This is a genomic window from Pseudomonas subflava (genome assembly GCF_023823685.1).
Lineage (GTDB): Bacteria > Pseudomonadota > Gammaproteobacteria > Pseudomonadales > Pseudomonadaceae > Aquipseudomonas > Aquipseudomonas subflava.
Genome location: NZ_JAMXBF010000001.1, coordinates 24,236 through 46,205 on the forward strand (window position 1 = coordinate 24,236; position 21,970 = coordinate 46,205).

The 21,970-nt window shown below is 68.0% G+C and carries 19 protein-coding genes; 12 read left to right on the forward strand and 7 right to left on the reverse strand.

Features of this window, described 5'->3' with window-relative positions; translation table 11 throughout:
* Positions 1 to 5: 5 nt before the first annotated feature.
* Positions 6 to 2,588 (forward strand): alpha/beta fold hydrolase, encoded by a 2,583-nt coding sequence (locus NF616_RS00070; RefSeq protein ID WP_252270728.1) that lies wholly within the window; start codon positions 6 to 8, stop codon positions 2,586 to 2,588.
* Positions 2,585 to 5,122 (forward strand): HlyD family secretion protein, encoded by a 2,538-nt coding sequence (locus NF616_RS00075; RefSeq protein ID WP_252270729.1) that lies wholly within the window; start codon positions 2,585 to 2,587, stop codon positions 5,120 to 5,122. Before NF616_RS00070 ends, NF616_RS00075 begins: the two co-directional genes overlap by 4 nt.
* Before the next feature lie 240 nt (positions 5,123 to 5,362).
* On the opposite strand, the gene NF616_RS00080 is transcribed toward NF616_RS00075, so the two are convergent.
* On the reverse strand, positions 5,363 to 6,619 hold the full coding sequence (locus tag NF616_RS00080) for an NAD(P)/FAD-dependent oxidoreductase (RefSeq protein ID WP_252270730.1): 1,257 nt from the start codon (positions 6,617 to 6,619) through the stop codon (positions 5,363 to 5,365).
* Between the two features lie 137 nt (positions 6,620 to 6,756).
* Here NF616_RS00080 and chrA point away from each other — a divergent pair, with 137 nt between their 5' ends.
* A complete protein-coding gene (gene chrA, locus NF616_RS00085; RefSeq protein WP_252270731.1) occupies positions 6,757 to 8,094 on the forward strand; it encodes a chromate efflux transporter in 1,338 nt (445 codons plus the stop codon).
* Positions 8,095 to 8,238: 144 nt separating this feature from the next.
* Entirely contained in the window at positions 8,239 to 9,744 is a 1,506-nt protein-coding gene (locus tag NF616_RS00090; RefSeq protein ID WP_252270732.1) for a sensor domain-containing diguanylate cyclase, read from the forward strand.
* Between the two features lie 82 nt (positions 9,745 to 9,826).
* On the opposite strand, the gene NF616_RS00095 is transcribed toward NF616_RS00090, so the two are convergent.
* Positions 9,827 to 10,519, reverse strand: a complete 693-nt coding sequence (locus tag NF616_RS00095; RefSeq protein WP_252270738.1) for an aspartate/glutamate racemase family protein — start codon at positions 10,517 to 10,519, stop codon at positions 9,827 to 9,829.
* 129 nt (positions 10,520 to 10,648) lie between these two features.
* Between NF616_RS00095 and NF616_RS00100 the strand changes: the two genes are divergently transcribed.
* On the forward strand, positions 10,649 to 11,563 hold the full coding sequence (locus NF616_RS00100) for a pseudouridine synthase (protein ID WP_434091835.1): 915 nt from the start codon (positions 10,649 to 10,651) through the stop codon (positions 11,561 to 11,563).
* On the opposite strand, the gene NF616_RS00105 is transcribed toward NF616_RS00100, so the two are convergent.
* Positions 11,564 to 12,511 carry an AraC family transcriptional regulator gene (locus NF616_RS00105; RefSeq protein WP_434091836.1) on the reverse strand — a complete coding sequence of 316 codons (948 nt, stop codon included), beginning with the start codon at positions 12,509 to 12,511 and terminating at the stop codon, positions 11,564 to 11,566.
* A gap of 227 nt (positions 12,512 to 12,738) precedes the next feature.
* On the opposite strand from NF616_RS00105, the gene NF616_RS00110 reads away from it, so the two are divergent.
* Together NF616_RS00110 and NF616_RS00115 are read left to right on the forward strand one after the other, a co-directional pair.
* The gene (locus NF616_RS00110) at positions 12,739 to 13,476 is read left to right on the forward strand and encodes an SDR family oxidoreductase (RefSeq protein ID WP_252270740.1); all 738 of its coding nucleotides are present in this window, start codon (positions 12,739 to 12,741) and stop codon (positions 13,474 to 13,476) included.
* A gap of 70 nt (positions 13,477 to 13,546) precedes the next feature.
* Entirely contained in the window at positions 13,547 to 13,840 is a 294-nt protein-coding gene (locus tag NF616_RS00115) for an antibiotic biosynthesis monooxygenase (protein ID WP_252270742.1), read from the forward strand.
* A gap of 116 nt (positions 13,841 to 13,956) precedes the next feature.
* Here the strand turns inward: NF616_RS00115 and NF616_RS00120 are convergent, their stop codons facing one another.
* Together NF616_RS00120 and NF616_RS00125 are read right to left on the reverse strand one after the other, a co-directional pair.
* Entirely contained in the window at positions 13,957 to 14,259 is a 303-nt protein-coding gene (locus NF616_RS00120) for an I78 family peptidase inhibitor (protein ID WP_252270743.1), read from the reverse strand.
* A 68-nt stretch (positions 14,260 to 14,327) separates the two neighbouring features.
* Positions 14,328 to 14,927, reverse strand: a complete 600-nt coding sequence (locus NF616_RS00125) for a short chain dehydrogenase (RefSeq protein ID WP_252270747.1) — start codon at positions 14,925 to 14,927, stop codon at positions 14,328 to 14,330.
* 112 nt (positions 14,928 to 15,039) lie between these two features.
* Here NF616_RS00125 and NF616_RS00130 point away from each other — a divergent pair, with 112 nt between their 5' ends.
* Complete coding sequence (locus NF616_RS00130; protein ID WP_252270749.1) at positions 15,040 to 15,954, forward strand: LysR family transcriptional regulator; 915 nt, start codon at positions 15,040 to 15,042, stop codon at positions 15,952 to 15,954.
* On the opposite strand, the gene NF616_RS00135 is transcribed toward NF616_RS00130, so the two are convergent.
* The gene (locus tag NF616_RS00135) at positions 15,944 to 16,867 is read right to left on the reverse strand and encodes a LysR family transcriptional regulator (RefSeq protein WP_252270753.1); all 924 of its coding nucleotides are present in this window, start codon (positions 16,865 to 16,867) and stop codon (positions 15,944 to 15,946) included. The genes NF616_RS00130 and NF616_RS00135 overlap by 11 nt on opposite strands.
* Before the next feature lie 108 nt (positions 16,868 to 16,975).
* Here NF616_RS00135 and NF616_RS00140 point away from each other — a divergent pair, with 108 nt between their 5' ends.
* Complete coding sequence (locus NF616_RS00140) at positions 16,976 to 17,818, forward strand: type 1 glutamine amidotransferase domain-containing protein (protein ID WP_252270758.1); 843 nt, start codon at positions 16,976 to 16,978, stop codon at positions 17,816 to 17,818.
* On the opposite strand, the gene NF616_RS00145 is transcribed toward NF616_RS00140, so the two are convergent.
* Positions 17,800 to 19,035, reverse strand: a complete 1,236-nt coding sequence (locus tag NF616_RS00145; protein WP_252270759.1) for an NADH:flavin oxidoreductase/NADH oxidase family protein — start codon at positions 19,033 to 19,035, stop codon at positions 17,800 to 17,802. The genes NF616_RS00140 and NF616_RS00145 overlap by 19 nt on opposite strands.
* 79 nt (positions 19,036 to 19,114) lie before the next feature.
* On the opposite strand from NF616_RS00145, the gene NF616_RS00150 reads away from it, so the two are divergent.
* From NF616_RS00150 to NF616_RS00160, 3 genes are all read left to right on the forward strand, one after another.
* Entirely contained in the window at positions 19,115 to 19,531 is a 417-nt protein-coding gene (locus NF616_RS00150) for a MerR family transcriptional regulator (protein WP_252270763.1), read from the forward strand.
* Between the two features lie 246 nt (positions 19,532 to 19,777).
* Positions 19,778 to 20,191 (forward strand): HPF/RaiA family ribosome-associated protein, encoded by a 414-nt coding sequence (locus NF616_RS00155; protein ID WP_252270765.1) that lies wholly within the window; start codon positions 19,778 to 19,780, stop codon positions 20,189 to 20,191.
* Positions 20,192 to 20,569: 378 nt separating this feature from the next.
* A complete protein-coding gene (locus NF616_RS00160; RefSeq protein ID WP_252270767.1) occupies positions 20,570 to 21,934 on the forward strand; it encodes a glutamine synthetase family protein in 1,365 nt (454 codons plus the stop codon).
* Positions 21,935 to 21,970: the final 36 nt, after the last annotated feature.

Below are 21,970 nucleotides of genomic sequence, written 5' to 3' on the forward strand. Positions count from 1 at the left end.
GCGCGATGGCGATGGCCGAGGTCAACGGAGTCCGGCTGCACTATCAACAGCTGTCCTGCGAGCGCACGGAAAGCGAGATCGAGGACGTGGTACTGATCCACGGCCTCGCCGCCAACCTGGCGTTCTGGTACATGCAGATCGGCCATGCCCTGGCCAAGCATTATCGGGTGACCATGTACGACCTGCGCGGCCATGGTCGCTCGAGCATGCCGCTGCAGGGCTATACCCCGGCCGAACAGGCCGAGGACCTGCGCCAGCTGCTCGACTGGCTGGGTATCGGCCGTGCGCATTTCATCGCCCACAGCTTCGGCGGCACCATCGCGCTGAACCTGGCCTGCGAGCAGCCGCAGCGCTTTCGCAGCCTGACCCTTGCCGACACGCACATCGCCGCCATTCGCAACGTGGGTGCCGACTGGCGCTATGCCGACCATATCCAGCGCATCCTGGATGACAACGGCATTCCGCTGAACACCCGCGAACCCTATTTCGGTTACCGCCTGCTCAAGGAGGCGGCGACCCTGCAACTCAACCAGCGCGAGCTGCCGGATGCGTTGCGCGAGCTGATCAACCCGCTGATGGGCAGCTCCGGCAAACGCACCGCCGACCAGTGGGTGAAACTGCTGGAGACCACCGCCGCCCAGGAAGAGTTGATGGGCGACGACGGTCTGGTGGTGGAGCGCCTGCGCCAGCTGCACTTCCCGCTGCTGGCGATCTACGGCGAACGCTCCCAGGCGGTGACCACCGGCGAGCTGCTGCTCACCGTCTGGCCACGGGCGGACTTCCGCCTGGTGCGCGGCGCCGGGCATTTCTTCCCGGCCTCGCGGCCGCAGAAGCTGATCCGCTCCTTCGAGTTCTTCCTGCGTCGTGCCAGCACCCAGCGCCAGGGCCGTGCCGACGATACCGAGGCCAAGCCGTTCTTCCGCAGCGACCGCATCTACAGCCGCGCCGAGCAGTGGTTCTACGCCACCCGCGAGGGCAGGGAGCAGGGGCCGTTCGGCGCCTTCGACGATGCCCTCGACCACCTCAACGCCTTCATCGCCGAGGTGCTGGCGCGCAAGACCCGCGCCGGCTCGATGTTCAACCTGCCAAGCAAGGTGCGGGTACCGGCCGGGCTCAGCGAGGACGACTTCCAGTTGATCGCCCGCAACGGCTTCGGCGACGGCATCAACGCCTATGCCCATGCCATGGCGTGGTTCAACGATCACCTGTACGTCGGCACCACCCGCGGCAACTTCCCGCTGATGAAGGCGCGCCTGCCGATCAGCATGGACCCTTGGCCGGTGGAGTGCCCGGCCAACCCGTTCGACCTGGACCTGCACGCCGAGATCTGGCGCTACAACCCGCGCAAGGACGAATGGAAGCGGGTGTTCAAGGCGCCGACCATCATCGGCAGCGACGGCTCGAAGATTCCCCGCGAGCTGGGCTTCCGCGGCATGTGCGTGTACCCCGGCAGCGCCGGGCGCAAGCCATCGCTGTTCGTCAGCACCTGGTCGCCGGCCAAGGGCCCGGGGCCGCTGCTGCTGCGCAGCGAGGACGGGCTGAACTTCACCCCCACCTGCGAGCCCGGCCTGATGGGCCTGCCGGTGACCACCATCCGCACCATGGTCAGCTTCAAGGGGCGCATGTACACCACCCCGGCCGGTTCGCGCGGCGGCAACCCCAATGTCTCCTCGCACTCCATCGTCTACGAGAGCGCGGCGCCGGAGGAGGGCGGCTGGGAGGCGGTCAGCGACTTTGGCTTCGGTGACGACGGCAACAAGACCATCTTCGAGATGTGCCCGTTCGGCGACCATCTCTATATCGGTACCTTCAATCTCAAGGGCTACCAGGTCTGGCGCAGTACCTGCGAGACCAAGCCCTACCACTGGGAGCAGGTGATCGCCGACGGTGCCGGCCGCGGCCCGCTCAACCAGTCGGTGCTGAGCATGTACCCGTTCAAGGGCGCGCTGTATGTCGGCAGTGCCATCCAGGGAGGTGGCATCGACCGGCAGAATGGCGTGGGCCCGGCGCCACCCGAGCTGATCCGCATCCGCCCGGACAACAGCTGGGACCTGCTGGTGGGCGACGCCCGCATGACCGAGCAGGGATGGAAGGAGCCGCTGTCCGGCTACATGGCCGGCTTCGACAACTTCTTCAACGGCTACTTCTGGCGCATGGCCGAGCACGAGGGCTGGCTCTACCTGTCGACGTTCGACTGGAGTGGCCTGCTCGGCTATGCCCGGCGCGACAGTTGGCCGGAGCCCTTCCTTAACATCATCAACAGCGTGGGCGAGCAATTCATCTTCGAGCGCCAGTCGGGCTTCGACCTGTACCGCAGTTACGACGGCGAGAACTGGGTGCCGGTGACCACCGACGGCATGGGCAACCCCTACAACATCGGCATGCGCACCATCGTTTCCTCGCCCTACGGCCTGTTCCTCGGCGCCGCCAACCCCTTCGGCCCCAAGGTCTGGCCGCTGGGCGGGGATCGCTATATCGACAACCCGCGCGGCGGCTGCGAGGTGTTCTTCGCGCCGCGCAAACAGATGACCTCGGCTGCACCCAGCGCCGGTATCCGTGACCGGTCCACAGGAAGCCCCGTGCTATGAACGGCAATATTTCCGCGAAGAAAGAGTCCGACCTCGGCGACGCCCGCAAGATCGCCACGCCGCTGCTGCTGCGCAAGGGCCTGCAGGTGTTCCTGCGCAACGGCCGGCAGGAGCCGCTGTACGTGGTCATCGATCCGGCCAGCCAGCTGCAGTGGGAGCTGGAGACGCCGCAGTTCTTCATTCTCGAGATGCTGCAGGTCGACGAAGAGTTCGTCGCCGTCGCCGCCAGCTACGAGCGCCGTTTCTCGCAGATGCTCAGCCGTGGCGACCTCGACGCGCTGCTGGTCAGCCTGATCGACCAGCGCCTGCTCGGCATGGCCGCCGCCGCCCATCCACTGGTGGCGCAGTACCGCGAGCAGCTGCAGGAGGATCTGCAGCGCCTGCTGGAGGAGAAGGTCGCGCGCTTCCGCGATAAGGCCACGCCGCCGGCGCGTCGTCAGGAGCCGGCACCGACAACGATCGGTGCCGCGCCGATACAGGCCGCGCCCATCGCGCCGAGCCGTCCGAGCGGAGCCGCCAATGAGGCGGCGCGCGGTGACGGCGAGCCGCTGCAGGCCGGCGTGCGCGACTCGGCGGGCATGGATGACACGCTGCAGATCCCGGTGCTGCACCTGTTCAACCCGCACCGTCTGCTCAAGGCCATGCAGGGCTGGACCGAGCCGCTGAAGTACGGCGTGTTCCTGCTGCCGCTGCTGTTCGGCCTGGCCCTGGGCATCGTGCTCAACAACTTCGACCAGGCGCACCTGGACGCCAGCACCCGGCTGGTCGGCATGGGCGCTCTCGGCCATGTGTTCTTCAGCCTGTTCACCGTCAACCTGCTGTGCACCCTGACCCTGGCGCTGACCGCGCAGAAGTACCGCGGCACGGTGTACAGCCTGTCCGTGGCCTTCATGCTCGGCTTCCTGCCGCGCTTTTCGCCGCGCATCCGCCACTTGATCGGCCTGAGCCGCCGCGAGCGCCTGTGGCTGCACGGCGGGCCGGTGCTGATGCGCCTGGCGCTGTTCAGCCTGGGTGTGTTCACCTGGTACCTGACCCGTGCCTCCAATGGCCTGCTGCCGGTCGCCGGCCTGGCCCTGGCGATCACCAGTGCGGTGGCGCTGCTGCTGACCCTCAACCCGCTGTCGAAGAGCAGCGGCTACCACCTGATCGCCGTGCTGGTCGATGAGCCGCAGCTGCGTGGCAAGGCCTTCAAGGCGCTGCTCGGGCGGATCCGTTGCAATGCCTATCGCGAGGCCAACGACACCGCGCTGATGGCCTACGGGCTGGCCTCCATCCTTTATTCGGTGCTGCTGTTCGTCATTGCCCTGCTGCTGGTTGGCAGCTGGTTGAAATTCAACTTCGGCGGCACCGGCGTGCTGGCCGCGGTGGTGCTGATCGGCTACCTGAGCCTGCTGACCTACCGCAAGTTCAGGTCGGCCAACGAGATGTACGAGCGCGCCGTGCAGTACGAGCGCTGGAAGCGCCGCCGCCTGCCGGACAACGTCGAGCAGAAGGTTGGCGCCCGCCCGGCCAACAAGCTGGCGCGCTATAGCGGGCGGGTTTTCGCCCTGTCGCTGCTGATCTGCCTGTTCCTGCCCTATCCCTATGAGCCGGGCGGCACTTTCGTCATCCTGCCGACCGAGCAGCAGCAGGTCGCCAGTGACATCGGCGGCATCGTCACCGAAGTGCTGGTGGAAGGTGGCGAACAGGTCAAGGCCGGTCAGGTGCTGGCCCGCCTGGCCACCGGCGACTACGCCGCGCAGGTGAAGATCGCGGAGGCGCGCATCGCCGAAGAACAGGCCATCGTCGCCGAGCTGAAGGCGCGGCCGCGGATCGAAGAGGTCGAGGTGGCCCAGCGCAGCCTGGACATGGCGCGCACCCAGACCCAGTTCAGCCAGACCAACCACCAGCGCCACCTCACCCTGCTGGCCAAGGGCGGTGTCTCCGCCCAGCAGGCCGACCAGGCCCGCCGCCAGTACGAGGTGGACCTGATGGCGGTCCAGGTCGCCGAGGCCAACCTGACGCTGGCCAAGGTCGGCGCCACGCCGGACTCCATCGCCGCCGCCGAGGCGCAGGTGCAGCGCTGGCGCGGCGAGCGCGACCTGTACCTGGCGAAGATCGAGCGCTCGCAGCTGCGCGCACCGATGGACGGCAAGTTGATCACCTTGCTACTCAAGCAGAAGGTCGGCAAGTTCCAGCCGCCGGGCGAGCCCTTCGCCGTGGTGGAGAAGGCCGAGCGGGTGTTCGCCGAGATCGAGGTGCCGGAAACCGAGATCGGCTACGTGCAGCCGGGCGCGGTGCTCAAGGTCAAGCCGCTGGCCTATTCCGACCGGCTGTTCGACGGTACCGTGACGCAGATCGACGCCAACGTGGTGGAGAAGAGCGCCGGCAAGTACGTCAAGGTGCTGACCATCATCGACAACCCGGCGGGCGAGTTGAAATCGGGCATGACCGGCTACGCCAAGTCCGCCGGCGAAACCCTGCCGGTATGGAAGGCCTTCACCCGGGCGATCTTCCGCTTCATCGACGTGGAGCTGTGGTCGTGGATTCCCTGAGCTGAGCCAAGGCTGATGTAGCCCGGATGCAATCCGGGAAGGCCGGTGAACACCGTTCCCGGATTGCATCCGGGCTACAGAAAAACACCGGCCTCGGCCGGTGTTTTCATTTCTGCGATCAGACCGCCGGCATGGGCAGCAGCTCTTTCAGCCGTAGCCCGGATGCAATCCGGGAACAGGCGGCTCCGTCCCCGGATTGCATCCGGGCTACAAAAACACCCGCCATCGCCCTGGCTGGCTTCAGGCCGTTGGAGCTGGCAGCAGCTCCTTGAGCGGCTTGCTGTCGTCGGCCAGTTGCTCGACGGTCACCACGATGCCCTCGGCCACCAGGCGCTTGGCGGCGATGAAGTCCTGCGGGCGGTTCACCGTGTCGGCGGCGAGCACCTTGCCGTCCTTGAGGTAGAAGGCGCTGAAGCTGTCGCTCTGCGGGTCGCCGCGCAGCACCAGGCGCTCGAAGCCTTCGGCCAGGCCGACCATCTTCAGCTTCAGCTCGTACTGGTCGGACCAGAACCAGGGCACCGAGGCATAGCGCTTGTCCTTGCCGGCCATGCCGGCGGCGGCGACGCGCGACTGCTCCAGGGCGTTGGGTACCGACTCCAGGCGCAGGCGGCGGCCGAGCAGGGCGTTGGGGTGGTTGGTGCAGTCGCCGGCGGCGAAGATATGCGGATCGCTGGTGCGGGCATGCTCGTCGACCAGGATGCCGTTGTCGATGTCCAGCCCGGCCTCGGCGGCCAGCTCGGTGTTGGCGAGCAGGCCGATGCCGACCACCACCAGATCGGTTTCCAGACGCGTGCCGTCGGCACACAGCACGGCGCTCACCGCGGCGCCTGTCACCTCCAGGTCCGCGACCTGCACATGGGTGCGGATGTCCACGCCCGCCTCGCGGTGCTTGCGCTCGTAATAGGCTGAGAGCTCCGCGGCGGTGACGCGCTGCAGCACCCGCGGCAAGGCTTCCAGCACGGTGACCTGCAGGCCCTGGGCGATGGCCGAGGCGGCCACTTCCAAGCCGATGTAGCCGCCGCCGACGATGGTCAGGCGCTTGCCCGCGCTCATTTGCTCGCGGATGCGCTCGACGTCGTCCAGGGTGCGCAGGTAGTGGAAGTTGGCGCACAGCTCGGCATCCGCCGCGCGGGGCACGGCCAGGGGGCGAGCCCGACCGCCGGTGGCGATGGCCAGCTTGTCGTAGGCCAGATGCTGGCCGTCGGCGAGCTGCAGCGTCTTATTTTGGCGGTCGATGGCGGTGACGCGCACGCCGCCGCGGAACTCGACGTTGGCCTTGTCATACGCGGCCTGCGGGCGGATCGACAGGCTGCTCTTTTCCACGCTGCCGGCCAGATAGGCCTTGGACAGCGGCGGGCGGTGGTAGGGCAGGTGCGCTTCTTCGCCGAGCAGCAGGATGCGCCCCTCCCAGCCCTCGTTGCGCAGGGCGATGGCCAGTTCGCCGCCGGCATGGCCGGCGCCGATGATGATGGCGGTGGAGGAAGCTGCGTCTGTCATGGTGGCCTCGGGCATCAGGAAAACTGCCGGCTAGTGTATGCATCCGCGCCGACCAAGTCCCGGCCGAAGATGCCAAACGCCATGCCGTTGTCGCATGCCTGTGGCAGCATGGCCGGCAATTCAGGGGGGAGGACCATATGCAGACCGAAGGACCGCAACCGTTGGGCTGGCGCGAGGCGCTGCTGTTCTGGCTGAAACTGGGCTTCATCAGCTTCGGCGGGCCGGCCGGGCAGATCGCCATCATGCACCAGGAGCTGGTGGAGCGACGCCGCTGGATCTCCGAGCGGCGCTTCCTGCACGCGCTCAACTACTGCATGTTGCTGCCCGGGCCCGAGGCCCAGCAGCTGGCCACCTACATCGGCTGGCTGCTGCACCGCACCTGGGGCGGGGTGATCGCCGGCGTGCTGTTCGTGCTGCCCTCGCTGCTGATCCTTATCCTGCTGTCGTGGCTGTACATCGCCTTCGGCGACGTGGCGCTGGTGGCCGGCATCTTCTACGGCATCAAACCGGCGGTGACCGCCATCGTGCTACAGGCCGCCCAGCGCATCGGCGCCCGCGCGCTGAAGAACCGCTGGCTGTGGGGCATCGCGGTCGCCGCGTTCTTCTCGATCTTCGTTCTGCAGTTGCCGTTCCCGCTGATCGTGCTCGGCGCCGCGCTGATCGGCGTGGTCGGTGGGCGCCTGGCGCCGCAGCACTTCGCCCTCGGCGGGCAGGGCGCGGTATCCAGTTCCTACGGGCCGGCGCTGATCGACGATCACACACCGCCGCCGGCGCACACCCGCTTCCGCCTGCCGCGCCTACTGCTTCTGCTGACGATCGGTGCCGCGCTCTGGCTGCTGCCGATGGGCATGCTCATCCTGGCGTTCGGCTGGGAGGGTAGCCTGACCCAAATGGGCTGGTTCTTCACCAAGGCCGCGCTGCTCACCTTCGGCGGTGCCTACGCCGTGCTGCCCTATGTCTATCAGGGCGCCGTGGACCATTACGGCTGGCTGACTCCGCGGCAGATGATCGACGGCCTGGCTTTGGGCGAAACCACGCCGGGTCCGCTGATCATGGTGGTGGCCTTCGTCGCCTTCCTCGGTGCCTGGGCCCAACCCGTGTTCGGCACCGATTCGGCCTTCGTCAGCGGCGCCCTTGCGGCGTGCCTGGTCACCTGGTTCACCTTCCTGCCGTCATTCCTGTTCATCCTCATCGGCGGGCCTCTGGTGGAGTCGACCCACGGCGAGCTGAAATTCACCGCGCCGCTGACCGCCATCACCGCGGCGGTGGTCGGGGTGATTCTCAACCTGGCACTGTTCTTCGCCTACCATGTGCTCTGGCCTGAAGGCTTCGCGGGTGCGTTCGACTGGCCCTCGGCGCTGATCGCCGTCGGGGCGGCCGTGGCGCTGTTCGTGCTGCGTCGCGGGGTCATTCCGGTGCTGCTCGCCAGTGCCGTCGTCGGTCTGGTCGTGTATCTGTTGCGTGGCGCCTTCTGATTGGCGTCAGGCTTTCCTATAGTTGAGGCAAAGCAGCCGAATGCGGACAGCGGCAAATCGATGAGTGAAGGCACCGAAGCAGGGAAGGGCTTTGCGCGCTGGTGGCAGCGGCCGGCGATCGTGCCGCTGGCCCGGATTTTCGTGGTGTTGGTGTGCTTGACGCTGGTGGCGACCGACGGCTGGCTGATCTGGAAGGCCCGCGAGGTACAACTGCGCAAGGCCGAGATCGAGACCTCCAACCTGGCCTCGGCCCTGGCGCGCCAGGCCAGCGACTCGATGAAAAAAGCCGACACGGTGCTGCTCGACCTGGTCGAGCGGCTGGAGGTGGATGGCGTCGAGCCGCGCCAGCGGCAGCGCCTGCAGGCGCTGATGCGCCAGCACGTTTACGAGCAGGCCGAGCTGCACGGGCTGTTCGCCTATGACCGTGACGGCAACTGGGTGGTCAACTCGTTCGGCGAGGTGCCGCTGGGCGCGAACAATGCCGACCGCGAGTATTTCATCTATCACCGCGAGCATCCCTACGACCACGGCGCCCACATCGGCCTGCCGGTGCGCAGTCGCATTTCTGGCGACTGGATCATTCCCCTGTCACGACGCCTGGAGGATGCCGAGGGCAACTTCGCCGGTGTGGCCCTGGCGACTCTGTCCATCGACTTCTTCCGCCAGTTCTACGCCACCTTCGACGTGCGCCGGAACGGCAGCATCAACCTGTCGCTCAACAACGGCACCATCCTGGTTCGCAACCCGTTTCGCGAGGACCTGATCGGCACCAGCCTGGCCCGCGGCCATATCTTCACCGACCTGCTGCCCGAGGGGCCGGCCGGCACGACGATCATGCCGTCGGTGGTCGATGGCGTAGAGCGAATGTTCAGCTATCGCCAGGTACAGAACTATCCGCTGGTGGTGATCACCGCGTTGGCCAAGGAGGACATCCTCGCCGACTGGCGTGAAGACACTATTCGCCAATTGACGGTCGTCGGAGCGTTGGCCGTGCTGCTGGCGCTGTTCGGCTTCTACCTGCTGCACCTGATCAAGCAGGGGCAGAAGACCGAAGTGGAGCTGACCGCGACCCGCGACGCCCTGCGTTCGTTCAACCGGCGCCTGGAGCAGCAGGCGCTGGAAGACGAGCTGACCCGCCTGGCCAACCGTCGCCGCTTCGTGCATGCGCTCAACGACGAATATGCCCGTGCCATGCGTACCCAGCGGCCGCTGGCATTGGTCATGTTCGACGTCGACTACTTCAAACAGTACAACGACATCTACGGCCATTCCGCCGGAGACGAGTGCCTGCGCGCCGTGGCAGAGCTGTTGCGTGCCGGTCAGCGGCGCCCCGCCGACCTGGCCGTGCGCTACGGCGGCGAGGAGTTCTGCCTGCTGTTGCCGGAAACCGATGCCCAAGGCGCCCTGCAGGTGGCCGAGCAGATCCGTCTGGCCCTGGAGAACCTGGGGCTGACGCATGCCGGCTCGCCCTGGCGGCGCCTGAGTGTGAGTGCCGGGGTCAATGTTTGCCTGCCGCAGCCGCTCGGCGTGGCGGTGAACGGCCCGGAGGGCCTGGTGCAGGGCGCCGACAAGGCGCTCTACGCCGCCAAGGCCGCCGGCCGCGACCGGGTGATGCTGTACGACGAGCGAATCGATCAGTTGATCGGCTAGCGGCTGGCCGATGTGCCGCGGAACATCGGCCATGCCGGGAATCGAGCCTCCGAGCCTCCCAACAGCCAACGGCAGCCGTCGTTTACTTCAGCGCCTCGTCGGCCGCCGCCCGCGCATGCAGCAGGGTGGTGTCGAACAGCGGCACCGCGGCGTCCGCCTCGCCGACCAGCAGACCGATCTCGGTGCAGCCGAGGATCACCGCCTGGGCGCCGCGCGCCACCAGCCGCTCGATGATCTGCCGATAGGCCTGGCGCGACTCCTCGCGCACGACGCCCAGGCACAGCTCCTCGTAGATCACCCGGTGCACCAGGTCGCGGTCGGCCTCGTCCGGCACCAGCACGTCGATGCCGTGCTGTTGTTCCAGGCGCTCGCGGTAGAACGGCTGCTCCATGGTGAAGCGGGTGCCGAGCAGGCCGACGCGCTGCAGCCCGGCGGCGCGGATGGCCGCGGCGGTCGGGTCGGCGATGTGCAGCAGCGGCAGGCCGGAGGCCTCCTCGATGGCCGCCGCCACCTTGTGCATGGTGTTGGTGCAGAGCACCAGGAAGTCCGCGCCGGCGCGCTGCAGCGCCACCGCCACCTCGCCCAGGCGCTCGCCGGCGCGCTGCCAGTCCCCGCTGCGCTGCAGCTGTTCGATCTCGTGGAAATCCACGCTGTACAGCACCAGCTGCGCCGAATGCAGGCCGCCCAGGCGCGCCTTGATCGCTTCGTTGACGTGACGGTAGTAGGGCAGAGTGGATTCCCAGCTCATGCCGCCGATCAGGCCTATGGTCTTCATGAGTGCTCCTCGGGTTGGCAGCCTATCCTGCTCCGGCGCCTTGCCCGCCGGCAGTTACAGCGGCATGCGGATCGACCCCTACAGATGCGGGGACGAGCGGGGCGGCGTTTTTCGCCGCGCTGAGGAATAATGCCCGGCCCTGCCGCCACGCCCGCCGCCATGTCCTCGCGCCCGCTCAACGTTCGCCCCAGTTATCTGCACCTGCCGGCCGGCAGCTGGCCCACCGTGCTCGACTGCCTGTGTGCGCGCTTCCCGCAGATTTCCCGCGATACCTGGCTGGCGCGCATGGCCCGCGGCCTGGTGCTGGACGACCAGGACCGCCCCCTGGGCCCCGAGGCGCCCTACCGCGAGGCGCTGCGGGTGCAGTATTTCCGCGAGATCGAGAACGAGCGCAAGATTCCCTTCCAGGCCCAGGTGCTGCACCTCGACGCGCACCTGCTGGTGGCGGACAAGCCGCACTTCCTGCCGGTGATGCCGGCGGGCGACTACGCCGAGGAAACCCTGCTCACCCGCCTGGTGCGCGAGACCGGCAATCCGCACCTGGCGCCGCTGCACCGCATCGACCGGCACACCGCCGGGCTGGTGCTGTTCTCCACCACACCTGCCAGCCGTGGTGCCTACCAGGCGCTGTTCCGCGAAAAGCGCATCGACAAGCGCTACCAGGCCATCGCCCCGGCGCTGCCGCAGCACAAATTCCCGCTACGCCACCGCTCGCGCCTGGAGAAGGGCGAGCCGTTCTTCCGCATGCGCGAGGTGGCGGGCGAGGCGAACAGCGAAACCCTGCTGGAAGTGCTGGAGAAGCGCGATGCCCTGTGGCGGTACCGGCTGTTCCCGGTCAGCGGCAAGCAGCACCAGCTGCGCGTGCACATGGCGGCGTTGGGCGCGCCGATCCTCAACGACACCTTCTATCCCGAACTCGTCGACGAGAAGGGCGTGGACGATTTCAGCCGCCCGCTCAAGCTGCTGGCCCACAGCCTGGAGTTCGTCGACCCGCTGAGCGGCGAGATGCGCCGCTTCGAGAGCCGCCTCGAGCTGAGCTGGTAGTCAGCCCGCGCTGCGCAGCCGCGCCAGGTCGCGCATCGGCGGTTCGCCGAACAGCCGGCTGTACTCGCGGCTGAACTGCGAGGGGCTCTCGTAGCCGACCCGGTAGCCGGCGCTCGACACGTCCAGGTTCTCGCACAGCATCAACCGCCGCGCCTCCTGCAGGCGCAGCTGCTTCTGGTACTGCAGCGGGCTCATGGCGGTCAGCGCCTTGAAGCGGTGGTGCAGGGTGGAAGTGCTGAGGTTGGCCACCTTGGCCAGTTCGTCGATGCGCAGCGGCTCGTCGTAGTGCTGGTTCAGCCATTCGATGGCGCGGTTGACCCGGTGCGCCTGGCTGTCCGCCGTGGCGATATCGCGCAGCAGCTGGCCCTGGGGGCTGTGCAGCAGGCGGTAGAGGATCTCGCGCTGCACCAGCGGCGCGAGCATGGCGATGTCGCGCGGGTTGTCGAGCAGGCGCACCAGGCGCAGCACGGCGTCCAGCAGCGGGGCGTCGAGGCGGTCAACATGCAGGCCGCGGCCGCTGCCCTGGTTGGGCACACCGATGGGCCCGGCGCTGGCGATGAGGCTGGCCAGCTCGGCCGGGTCGATATCCAGGCGCAGGCTCAGGTACGGCTGTTCCTCCGCGGCCAGCGTGACTTCGCCGGTGACCGGCAGGGTCACCGAGGCCACCAGGTAATGCAGCGGGTCGTAGCAGTAGACCTCGCCCTCCAGGCGCACCACCTTCTGTCCCTGGGCCATGATGCACAGGGCCGGCCGGTACAGGGTGTGGACGATGGGCGAGGGTGCGGTGGCGCGGTACAGCGCCAGGCCGGGAATCGTCGTCTCGACGATGCCGCCCTCGGCACAGTATCGAGCAATCAGCCCGGCCAGCTCGCAGCGCTGGCCTTCCAGGTTCTGTTCGGCGTTCTCGACGTTGAGCATGGCGCGGATCTCCTCGGTTGCCGCAAGCATACCCGCGGCGTGTGGCGGCTCGGCTGCTATCGGCAGGATCAGGCAAGAGCACGGCAGGTTTGGGCAAGCCGACTCGTCGTAGTTCGCCAAGCGTAGCGTCTGATCGGGTGTGCTTTGCAGAATCAGGCAAGTTCTCGACAGTTTCCGTCTAACGATGTACGCAGCCCCAGGCGCAATCTCTGCCTCGTCCCGGCGCCACTTCCGCGCCGCTTGCCGAGGAACAGCTCATGTCGCAGATCGCAGAGAAAGTCATCGTCATCACCGGCGCCAGCAGTGGCATCGGCGAAGCCACCGCCCGCCTGCTGGCCAACCAGGGCGCCCGCGTCGTACTCGGCGCTCGCCGCAGCGAGCGTCTGGAGGCACTGGCCGCGGATATCCGCAACCAGGGCGGCACGGCCGAGTACCGCGCCACCGACGTGGTCCGCGAGGAGGATGTGCAGGCCCTGGTAGACCTGGCCCTGGAGCGTTTCGGCCGGGTCGATGTGCTGGTCAACAACGCTGGGGTGATGCCGCTGTCCCCCATGGCGGCGCTGAAGATCGGCGAATGGAATCGCATGATCGACGTCAACATCCGCGGCGTGCTGCACGGCATCGCCGCCGTGCTGCCGAGCATGCAGCAGCGCCGCGCCGGGCAGATCATCAACGTCGCCTCCATAGGTGCCTACAAGCCGATCGCCACCGGCGCCGTGTACTGCGCGACCAAGGCGGCGGTGGTGTCGCTGTCCGAGGCGCTGCGCCAGGAAGTGGGCGCCGATATCCGCGTCACCGTGGTCTCGCCCGGCGTCACCGAGTCGGACCTGGCCGAGACCATCTCCGATGGCGCCACCCTGGAGATGATCCGCGAGTTCCGCCGCGACGCGATTCCGGCCAGCGCCATCGCCGAGGCGATCGCCTACGCCATCGGCCAGCCGGCCGCGGTGGATGTCAGCGAGCTGGTGATCCGCCCCACCTCCAGCGCCTATTGAGAGCGCCTGTCCGAGACGGTCTATCGCAGCCGCGTCCCCGCTGGGGGCGGCTCTTGCAGGAGACACTGCCATGAATCAAGCAATCAACAGCCTGGCCCGCTTCCAGGCCCGCGAGGGCGCCGGCGAAGAGCTGCGCCTGCGCCTGTGCGAGTTGCTGCTGCGGGCCCGCCGCGATCCGGCCTGTCGCGACTGCGAGCTGCGCCACGAGCAGGCCGATGTCTGGCAACTGCAAGGCCGCTGGGATTCGGAACAGGCGCTGGAGGCGCACCTGTGCCTGCCGCACCTGCAACTGCTCGGGCAGATGGTGGAGAGTGGTCTGATCCGGCGCATGGAGATGAGCGTCGAGGAGGGCTCGGCCGAGTAGCCGTCGTAACGGAGAAAATTCGGCTGGGCCGGCTGGGCCGGGGCGGGCGGTGGGCGCAGCCGTCCGCCGAGTCGCCCGCCGCCATTCGCGGCCCGCGGGAACGGGCCGGATGGGCCTCAGCCGCAGCTCACACGGATGATGCTGTCGTCGTCATCGATGTCGATGTTCAGCCGCTGCGGGTTGTAGTCCATGGTCACCGCCTGGTTCGGGTGGGTCACCCGCAGATACTCGGCGCCGGACTTCACGCGGGCCTTCTCGGCCAGCTCGGTGGTGAGGCGCTGGTCTACCAGGTTCTGCACGGATTCGGCATCACAGCGGCCGTCGCCCTTGGCGGCGGGGGCCTCTTCTTCCGGGCTGGAGGCGCAGCCGGCCAGCAGGGCGGCAGCGAACAGGGCGGAGAGGGGCAGGGTTCGGGTCATGGCTTGCATCCTTGTCTGAAACACCTCGCCACCGTGCCACCCTCCGCCCGCTCAGGCAACCGCCGGGATCACAGTACGCGATAGACCTGCCCGGTCTGCCGGCCTTCCGCGCTCTTGGCGTACGCCAGCGCCACCGTGGCCGCCGGTACCGCCTTGAAGCCGCGGAAGTAGGGGCCGTAGCCGGGCAACGATTCCTCGAGGATGGTCGGGCTCACGCTGTTGATGCGCAGGCCTCGCGGCAGTTCGATGGCGGCGCCACGGACGAAGCCGTCGACCGCCGCGTTGACCATGCTCAGGGCGCTGCCGAAGCGGATCGGGTCTTCGCTGAGCACGCCGGAGGTGAGGGTGAAGGAGGCGCCGTCGTTGGCGAACTCGCGGCCGATCAGCACCAGGTTGACCTGGCCCATCAGCTTGTCGTCCAGGCCGACTGCGAATTCCTTGGCGGTGAGTTCTTCCAGCGGCCCGAAGTGGCCATTGCCGGCGGCGCTGATCAGGGCGTCGAAGCGGCCGGTCTGCTCGAACAGGCGGCGGATCGAGGCCAGGTCGGTGATGTCCACCTGCAGCTCGCCGCTGTTGCGGCCGACGCGGACGATCTGGTGGCGGTCCTTGAGTTCGTTATCGATGGCGCGGCCGATGGTGCCGCTGGCGCCGATCAGGATGATTTTCATGGAGTGGCTCCGTATTGGTGAGTGACGGGCCAGCTTAGGCGCCACGTTGTTGCCAATAATCCAGGCAATGTGAAACCTTTGGTTCTCATCAGGAAACAATGAGCGCCGTGCCATGAGCGAACTGGAAGACCTGGCCGCCTTCGCCCTGCTGATGGAGGCCGGCAGCTTCACCGCCGCCGCCGAGCGCCTGGGCTGCAGCAAGGGGCAGCTGTCCAAGCGCATCAGCGGTCTGGAGCGCAGCCTCGGCAGCCAGTTGCTGCACCGCACCACGCGCCGGCTGCATCTGACCGCCGCCGGTGCCGCCCTGCTGCCCGAGGCCCAGGCACTGCAGACCCAGGCTCAGCGCGCCCGCCAGGTGGTGCTCAGCCTGCAGGAGGAGGTCAGCGGCACGGTACGCCTGACCGTGCCGGTGTCCCTCGGCGAGACCTTCTTCGATGCGCTGCTGCTGGACTTTGCCAGCCGCTACCCGCAGGTGCGGGTCGAGCTGGATCTGGCCAATGTTTATCGAGATCTGGTGGCGGACGGCTTCGACCTGGCCATCCGCTCCGGCGTACGTCCGGACGAACGCTTGGTCGCGCGGCCGTTGTTCGCGTTGCAGGAGATCACCTGCGCGGCGCCGGCCTACCTGTCCCGTCACCCGGCGCCACGTACACCGGACGAACTGGCAGGCCATAGCTGCCTGCTCAATACCCACTACAGCGGCTTCGAGGAATGGCTGTACCACCGCCAGCACCAGCTGGAACGCGTGCGGGTGTCCGGCCAATTGGCCAGCAACCACTACAGCCTGCTGAAGAAGGCGGCATTGAGCGGCGCCGGGGTAGCGCGCCTGCCGTCCTACATGGTCCAGGAAGAGCTGGCCGACGGTCGCCTGCTGTGGTTGCTGCGCGACTACCAGACCCGCAGCACGCCGGTGTTTCTCGCCCATCCCTGGCAAGGCAGCCTGCCGCGCCGCACCCAGGCCCTGGCGGACTACCTGCTGGGCTGGTTCGAGCGCAGCCGGCTGGCGCTGGACGACCTTAGCGGCTGAGGGTGCCCGCGACCTGCTGGATCTGCTGGCGCAGCCAGCGGCGCAGGCGATCGGCGTCGGTGCGCTCGTGCCAGATCTGCATGACCTCGACCCGCGGCAACTCGAGCCCCGGCGGCAGCGGATGCAGCGCCAGCTCGGCATCGCGCGCCACGGCTTCCTCGGCCACCGAGCGCAGGCAGGTGAGCAGCATCTCGCTGCCGTGGATCAGCCGGCTCGGTGCGATGAAGCTGGACAGCCCGGCGGCCACCCGGCGCGCATGGCCGCGGGCCTGCAGGGCGCGGTCGACCAGGCCGTTGAGGTCGCCGGTCAGGGTCGTCAGCAGATGGTCGCAGGCGAGGTAGGCGGGCAGGTCGAGCCCGTCTTTCAGCTGTGGATTGTGCCGGGCGGCCAGCACCACGAAGTCCTCGGTCAGCAGGCGCTGCTGGTGGAAGGTGTCCGGCAGGTTGGCGTAGAAGCCGGCGATGGCCAGGTCGCAGGTGCCTTTCTCCAATTCCTCGCGCGGCAGCAAACCGCGGGTGTTGTGGGTGATCAGCTGCAGGTTGGGCGCCTGGCGGCGCAGGTGCGGGAGCAGGGCGGGCAGCAGCGTCTGCTCGATGTAGTCGGTGGTGTACAGGTGGATGCGTTCGGCGCGCTGCAGAAAATCGCGCCCCTCGCAGCGGTCGTAGAAGCCTTCCAGTTCGGCGACCAACCGCTGCACCTGCGGCGCCAGCTCATGGGCGCGGGGCGTCGGCGCGAGGCCGCGTGGCGCACGGACGAACAAGGGATCACCCAACTCGTGGCGTAGCTTGTTCAGCTTGTGGCTCAGCGCGGGCTGGCTCAGCGCCATGCGCGCGGCGGCCAGCGAGGCGTTGTGTTCCTGATAGAGCACGTGGAAGACCAGCAGCAGGTTCAGGTCCTTCTTGGCGATATTCACTTTTTGGATACCAGGAATAAGAGCTTTCGAATTATCGAATCATAACCCCGCCGCTAGGATGCGCGGCATTCGAGCGCCGTTGCTCGGCCAACCCTGCGGAGTCCGACCATGAAGCATTTCCATCCCCTCGCTCTGGCCCTGTTCGGCGCTCTGAGCGCTGCGTCTGCCTTCGCCGCCGGGCCCAAGGGCCAGGTGCTGGTGCTGCTTTCCAGCGAGAACCAGCTGGCCCTGAAAGACGGCCGCAGCTACCCGACCGGCTACTACCTGAACGAGTTCGGTGTGCCGGCCGACCGCCTGCTCAAGGCCGGCTACGAGCTGGTGCTGGTGACGCCCAAGGGCAATGCACCGAGCGTGGATCGCACCTCCCTGGACCCGCAGTACTTCGGCGGCGACCAGGCGGAGATGGAGCGCATCCGCCAGGTGGTGGCGGGGCTGCCGGGCATCGACGACAGCCTGTCGCTGAGCGAGGTGCTGGCCGGCGGTCTGGACCGCTACGAGGCGCTGTTCATCCCCGGCGGCCACGCCCCGCTGATCGACCTGCCCAACAACCCGCAGGTCGGCGAGCTGCTGCGCTACTTTCACGGTGCCGGCAAGCCTACGGCCGCCATCTGCCATGGCCCCATCGCGTTGCTCGCGGCCCAGGCCGACCCGCGCGGCTACGAGGCGGCGATGCTGCGCGGCGAGACGCCGGCGGCACGGGACTGGAGCTACCAGGGCTACCGCATGACCATCTTTTCGGACCCGGAAGAGGCGGTCTTCGAGGGCTCGCTGAACGGCGCGCGTATCCGTTACTACCCGGCGCCCGCCATGGCCGCCGCCGGTGGCGACATGCAATACGCCAAGGCCTGGCAGCCGCATGTGGTGGTCGACCGCGAGCTGATCACCGGGCAGAACCCGTTCTCCGACAAGGCGCTGGCCGAGGCGCTGATCGATCAGCTGGAGGCGCGCTGAGCGACCCAGCGCTTGTACTGGCGAGCGCGGCGGGCGGTGCGCAGCTGCTCGCCGATCAGCGCACGCAGCGGTGACACGTCCGGTTTCGTCCGGTCGCCCTGGCTGAGCCGGCGCAGCTGGAACTTCACCGTGGCCATGTAGGCCAGCGAGGCCAGGGCCTTGCGCTTCCAGTGGATCGGCGGCAGCTCGGCGCTGCGTTCGCGGCCCTGGCGCCAGTGCTCGGGTAGCGCCGGGTCGATGGCCAGGGCGGTGGCGATGCCGGCCATGGCCACGCCGCTCGCCAGCACCTGCTCCACTACCGGCAGGCGCCGGATGCCGCCGGTGACCATCAGCGGCATGCGCGCCACCGCGGCGATCTCGCCGGCGAACTCGAGGAAGTAGGCCTCGCGTGCCAGCGTGCGGCCGTCACGGGCGTCGCCCTGCATGGCCGGGGCCTCGTAGCTGCCGCCGGACAGCTCGACCAGGTCGACGTCCAGCTCGCCCAGCATCTCCACCACGCGCCTGGCGTCGGCGGCGTCGAAGCCGCCGCGCTGGAAGTCCGCCGAGTTCAGCTTGACCGCCACGCAGAAGCCCGGCGAGACGCTGGCGCGCACCGCCTTGACCACCTCCAGCAGCAATCGCGCGCGATTCTCCAGCGAGCCGCCCCAGGCGTCGTTGCGACGGTTGCTGATCGGCGAGAGGAACTGGCTGAGCAGGTAACCGTGGGCGGCGTGGATCTGCACGCCGGTGAAGCCGGCCTGCTCGGCCAGTTCGGCGGCGCGCACGAAGCGGCGGATCAGCTCGGCGATCTCCTGGTCGTCGAGCGCCTTGGGCCGCGGGAACATCTTCGAGAAGCTGCCCAGCTCCAGGCTCACCGCCGAGGGTGCGACGGTCGGCTGGCCGAGGTTGGCCTGCATCTGCCGGCCGGGATGATTGAGCTGCATCCAGAACTGCGCACCGCGGGCGCGGCCGGCGCGGGCCCAGGCGCGGAATTTGTCCAGCTGGCTGTCGTCTTCCAGCACCACGCCGCCCGGGCCGGTCATGGCGCGGCCGTCGATCATCACGTTGCCGGTCAGCAGCAGGCCGGCGCCGCCTTCGGCCCAGGCCTGGTACAGGCGCAACAGTTCGGCCGAAGGGGCCTGCGTGGCGTCGGCCATGTTCTCTTCCATGGCGGCCTTGGCGATGCGGTTGGGAATGGTGGCGCCGTTGGGCAGTTGCAGGGGCTGGAAGGCGGTCATATAGGGGCTCCCGGTGGACGATGGGTGAAGCCTAAGATTAAAGTTAACTTCAAGGTCAATAGCCCTCGGAGGCAATTCCATGAAGATCGGCGAACTGGCCAAACGCACCGGCCTGGCGGCGTCGCGCATCCGCTTCTACGAGGCCAGCGGGCTGATCGCCGCCCAGCGCCAGGCCAACGGCTACCGCGAATATCCGCCACAGGCCGAGCAGACTCTGCTGGTGATCACCCGTGCCCAGCAGTCCGGCTTCAGCCTGGAGGAGATCCGCCGCCTGCTGCCGGACCCGGTGGCCAAGAGCTGGCCCCACGACGAGCTGCTCGCCGCGCTCAGGCGCAAGGTCGGGGAGATCGAGGCGATGCAGGCGCGCCTGGCGCAGAACAAGGCGCAGCTGCTGGCGACCATCGCCGACATCGAGAACAAGCCCGAGGGCATGCAATGTGGCGAGAACGCCGAGCGCATGCTGGCGAGCCTGCAGAGCCGGCGCCAGAGCGAGTAGGGCCGCAATCTGACGAAACATCCCTGCGACATCTTGGATTTGCCGACCAGGGACGGCTGTAGTAAGACTGGAGCCAGAGATTCGGACCGCGGCCTGGCCGCCGTCCCGTCGAGTCGTGTGGCCCAGCAGGGGAGTGATGTGCCGATGGCGGCACGCCACGCTTGGCAGGCAACACCAGAGGAGACGCTTCACCGCCTGACCCGCAGCCGCATGCCTCGGAACACCCCAGGAAAACGAGGATGCCCTATGCAAGTTCAAGTTCACACGAACCAGATCGAAGGTAGTGCTCGGCTTCAGGAATGGGTCAGTGCGGAGGTGATGGATCGGCTCGATCACTTCGATGAAATGCTGACCCGCGTGGTGGTACACATCAGCGACGAGAACGCACACAAGTCCGGCAGCGACGACAAGCGCTGCCAGATCGAGGCCCGGCTCAAGGGCCATCAGCCCCTCTCCGTAACGCACAAGGCCGATGCCATGGGCCTGGCCGTCGACGGCGCCGCCGAAAAAATGCGCCACGCCCTGGAGAACCTGACCGGCCGCCTGGAGGCCAAGACCGTTTCCACCGGCCGCATCGCCGATGCCGGCGACGTCCAGCTCAGCGACGCGCTGCTGGAAGAGGAATTCCTGGAAAAGCAGGACGACCTCGAACGCGGCTGAACCTCCCTCCCTCTGGCTCGAACAACCGCCCGCTTTGGGCGGTTGTCGTTTGTGCGAGGGATTGTTTAGCCAGCCCTGAACTGAGTGTGTAAAAAATCCGATTTAACCCAGGCTCGCCGGCATGCGAGTCTCGGATCATGAGTGTGCCCAGCCGTCGATCCAGTCTCCTATCCCGCCCGTGCCCGACACGGCGCGGCGATGCCGACGCGCTACTCCCTGAAATCCTCGCCTTCTGGGCGCTCTGGCATTGCCGCCATGCGCGCCCGCCGGACGCCTTCCTCGCTGCCTGAAACACGCCAGCCGCGCCATGCCCGCGGCTCGCCTTTCATCTTGTCTGCCCCTTCAGACACCGTGCGCCGCTGGCGCAAGCGAGGAATCATGCAATTCGCTCCCGTCGAGCAAGCCCGGGCGTTTCTCGACGCCAACCCCGATATCGAACTGATCGAGCTGTTCGTGCTGGACGCCAACGGCGTGCCGCGCGGCAAGCTGCTGCACCGCGAGGAGCTGCTGGCGCTGTACCAGAGCGGCCGGCCGCTGCCCAGCACCCTGCTCGGCCTGACCCTGCACGGCGACGACGTCGAGGACTCCGGCCTGGTCTGGGAGGTGGGCGACATCGACTGCCGCGCCTACCCGCTGCCCGGCAGCCTGGTGCGCCTGCCGTGGCGGCAGATTCCCACCGCCGCCGTGCAGGTCTCCATGCACCCGAGCGAGGGCCTGCCGGCCGCGGTGGCCGACCCGCGCCACCTGCTGGTGCGGGTGATCGACCAGCTCAAGGCCGACGGCTATCACCCGGTGATGGCCTGCGAGCTGGAGTTCTACCTGCTCGACCAGCAGCGCGATGCCCAGGGCCGTCCGCAACCGGCCCTGGACGCCGACGGTGGCCGCCCGCGCAGCACCCAGGTGTATGGCCTGCGAGAGCTGGAGCAGATCGAGCCGTTCCTCGCCGACCTCTACGCCGCCTGCAAGGCCCAGGGCATTCCGGCGCGCACGGCGATTTCCGAATACGCGCCGGGCCAAGTGGAGATCACCCTGGAGCACGGCGATGCGCTCGCCGCCATGGACCAGGCCGTGCGCTACAAGCGCCTGGTCAAGGGCGTGGCGCACAAGCACGGCATGCAGGCGTGCTTCATGGCCAAGCCGTTCGACCACCTGGCCGGCACCGGCATGCACATGCATGTGAGCCTGGCGGACGGGCAGGGCGCCAACCTGTTCGCCAGCGAGGACAAGGCCGGCAGTCCGCTGCTACGCCAGGCGGTCGGCGGCATGCTCGCAAGCCTGCTCGATTCGCTGCTGCTGTTCTGCCCCAACGCCAACTCCTACCGGCGCTTCCAGGCCAACAGCTACGCGCCGCTGGCACCCACCTGGGGCGTGGACAACCGCACCGTGAGCCTGCGCGTGCCCGGCGGCCCGGCGCACACCCGCCATGTGGAACACCGCATCTGCGGCGCCGACGCCAATCCCTATCTGGCCGCCGCCGCGATTCTCGCCGGCATTCACCGTGGCATCCGCGAGCGCCTCGACCCCGGCGCGCCGGTCGAGGGCAACGGCTACGCCCAGGCCCGCGAACATCTGCCGACCGACTGGCTGGCCTCGCTGCGCGCGCTGGAGCGCTCCGCGTGGGCCCGCGATGCCTTTGGCGCGGACTTCCTGCGCGTGTACCTGGCGGTGAAACGCGCCGAGTACCGCCAGTTCATGGGCGAGGTGGGCGAGCAGGACTGGCGCTGGTACCTGACCAACGCGTGAACCCTCCGTAGGGTGGAAAGCCGCGTCAGGGCTTTC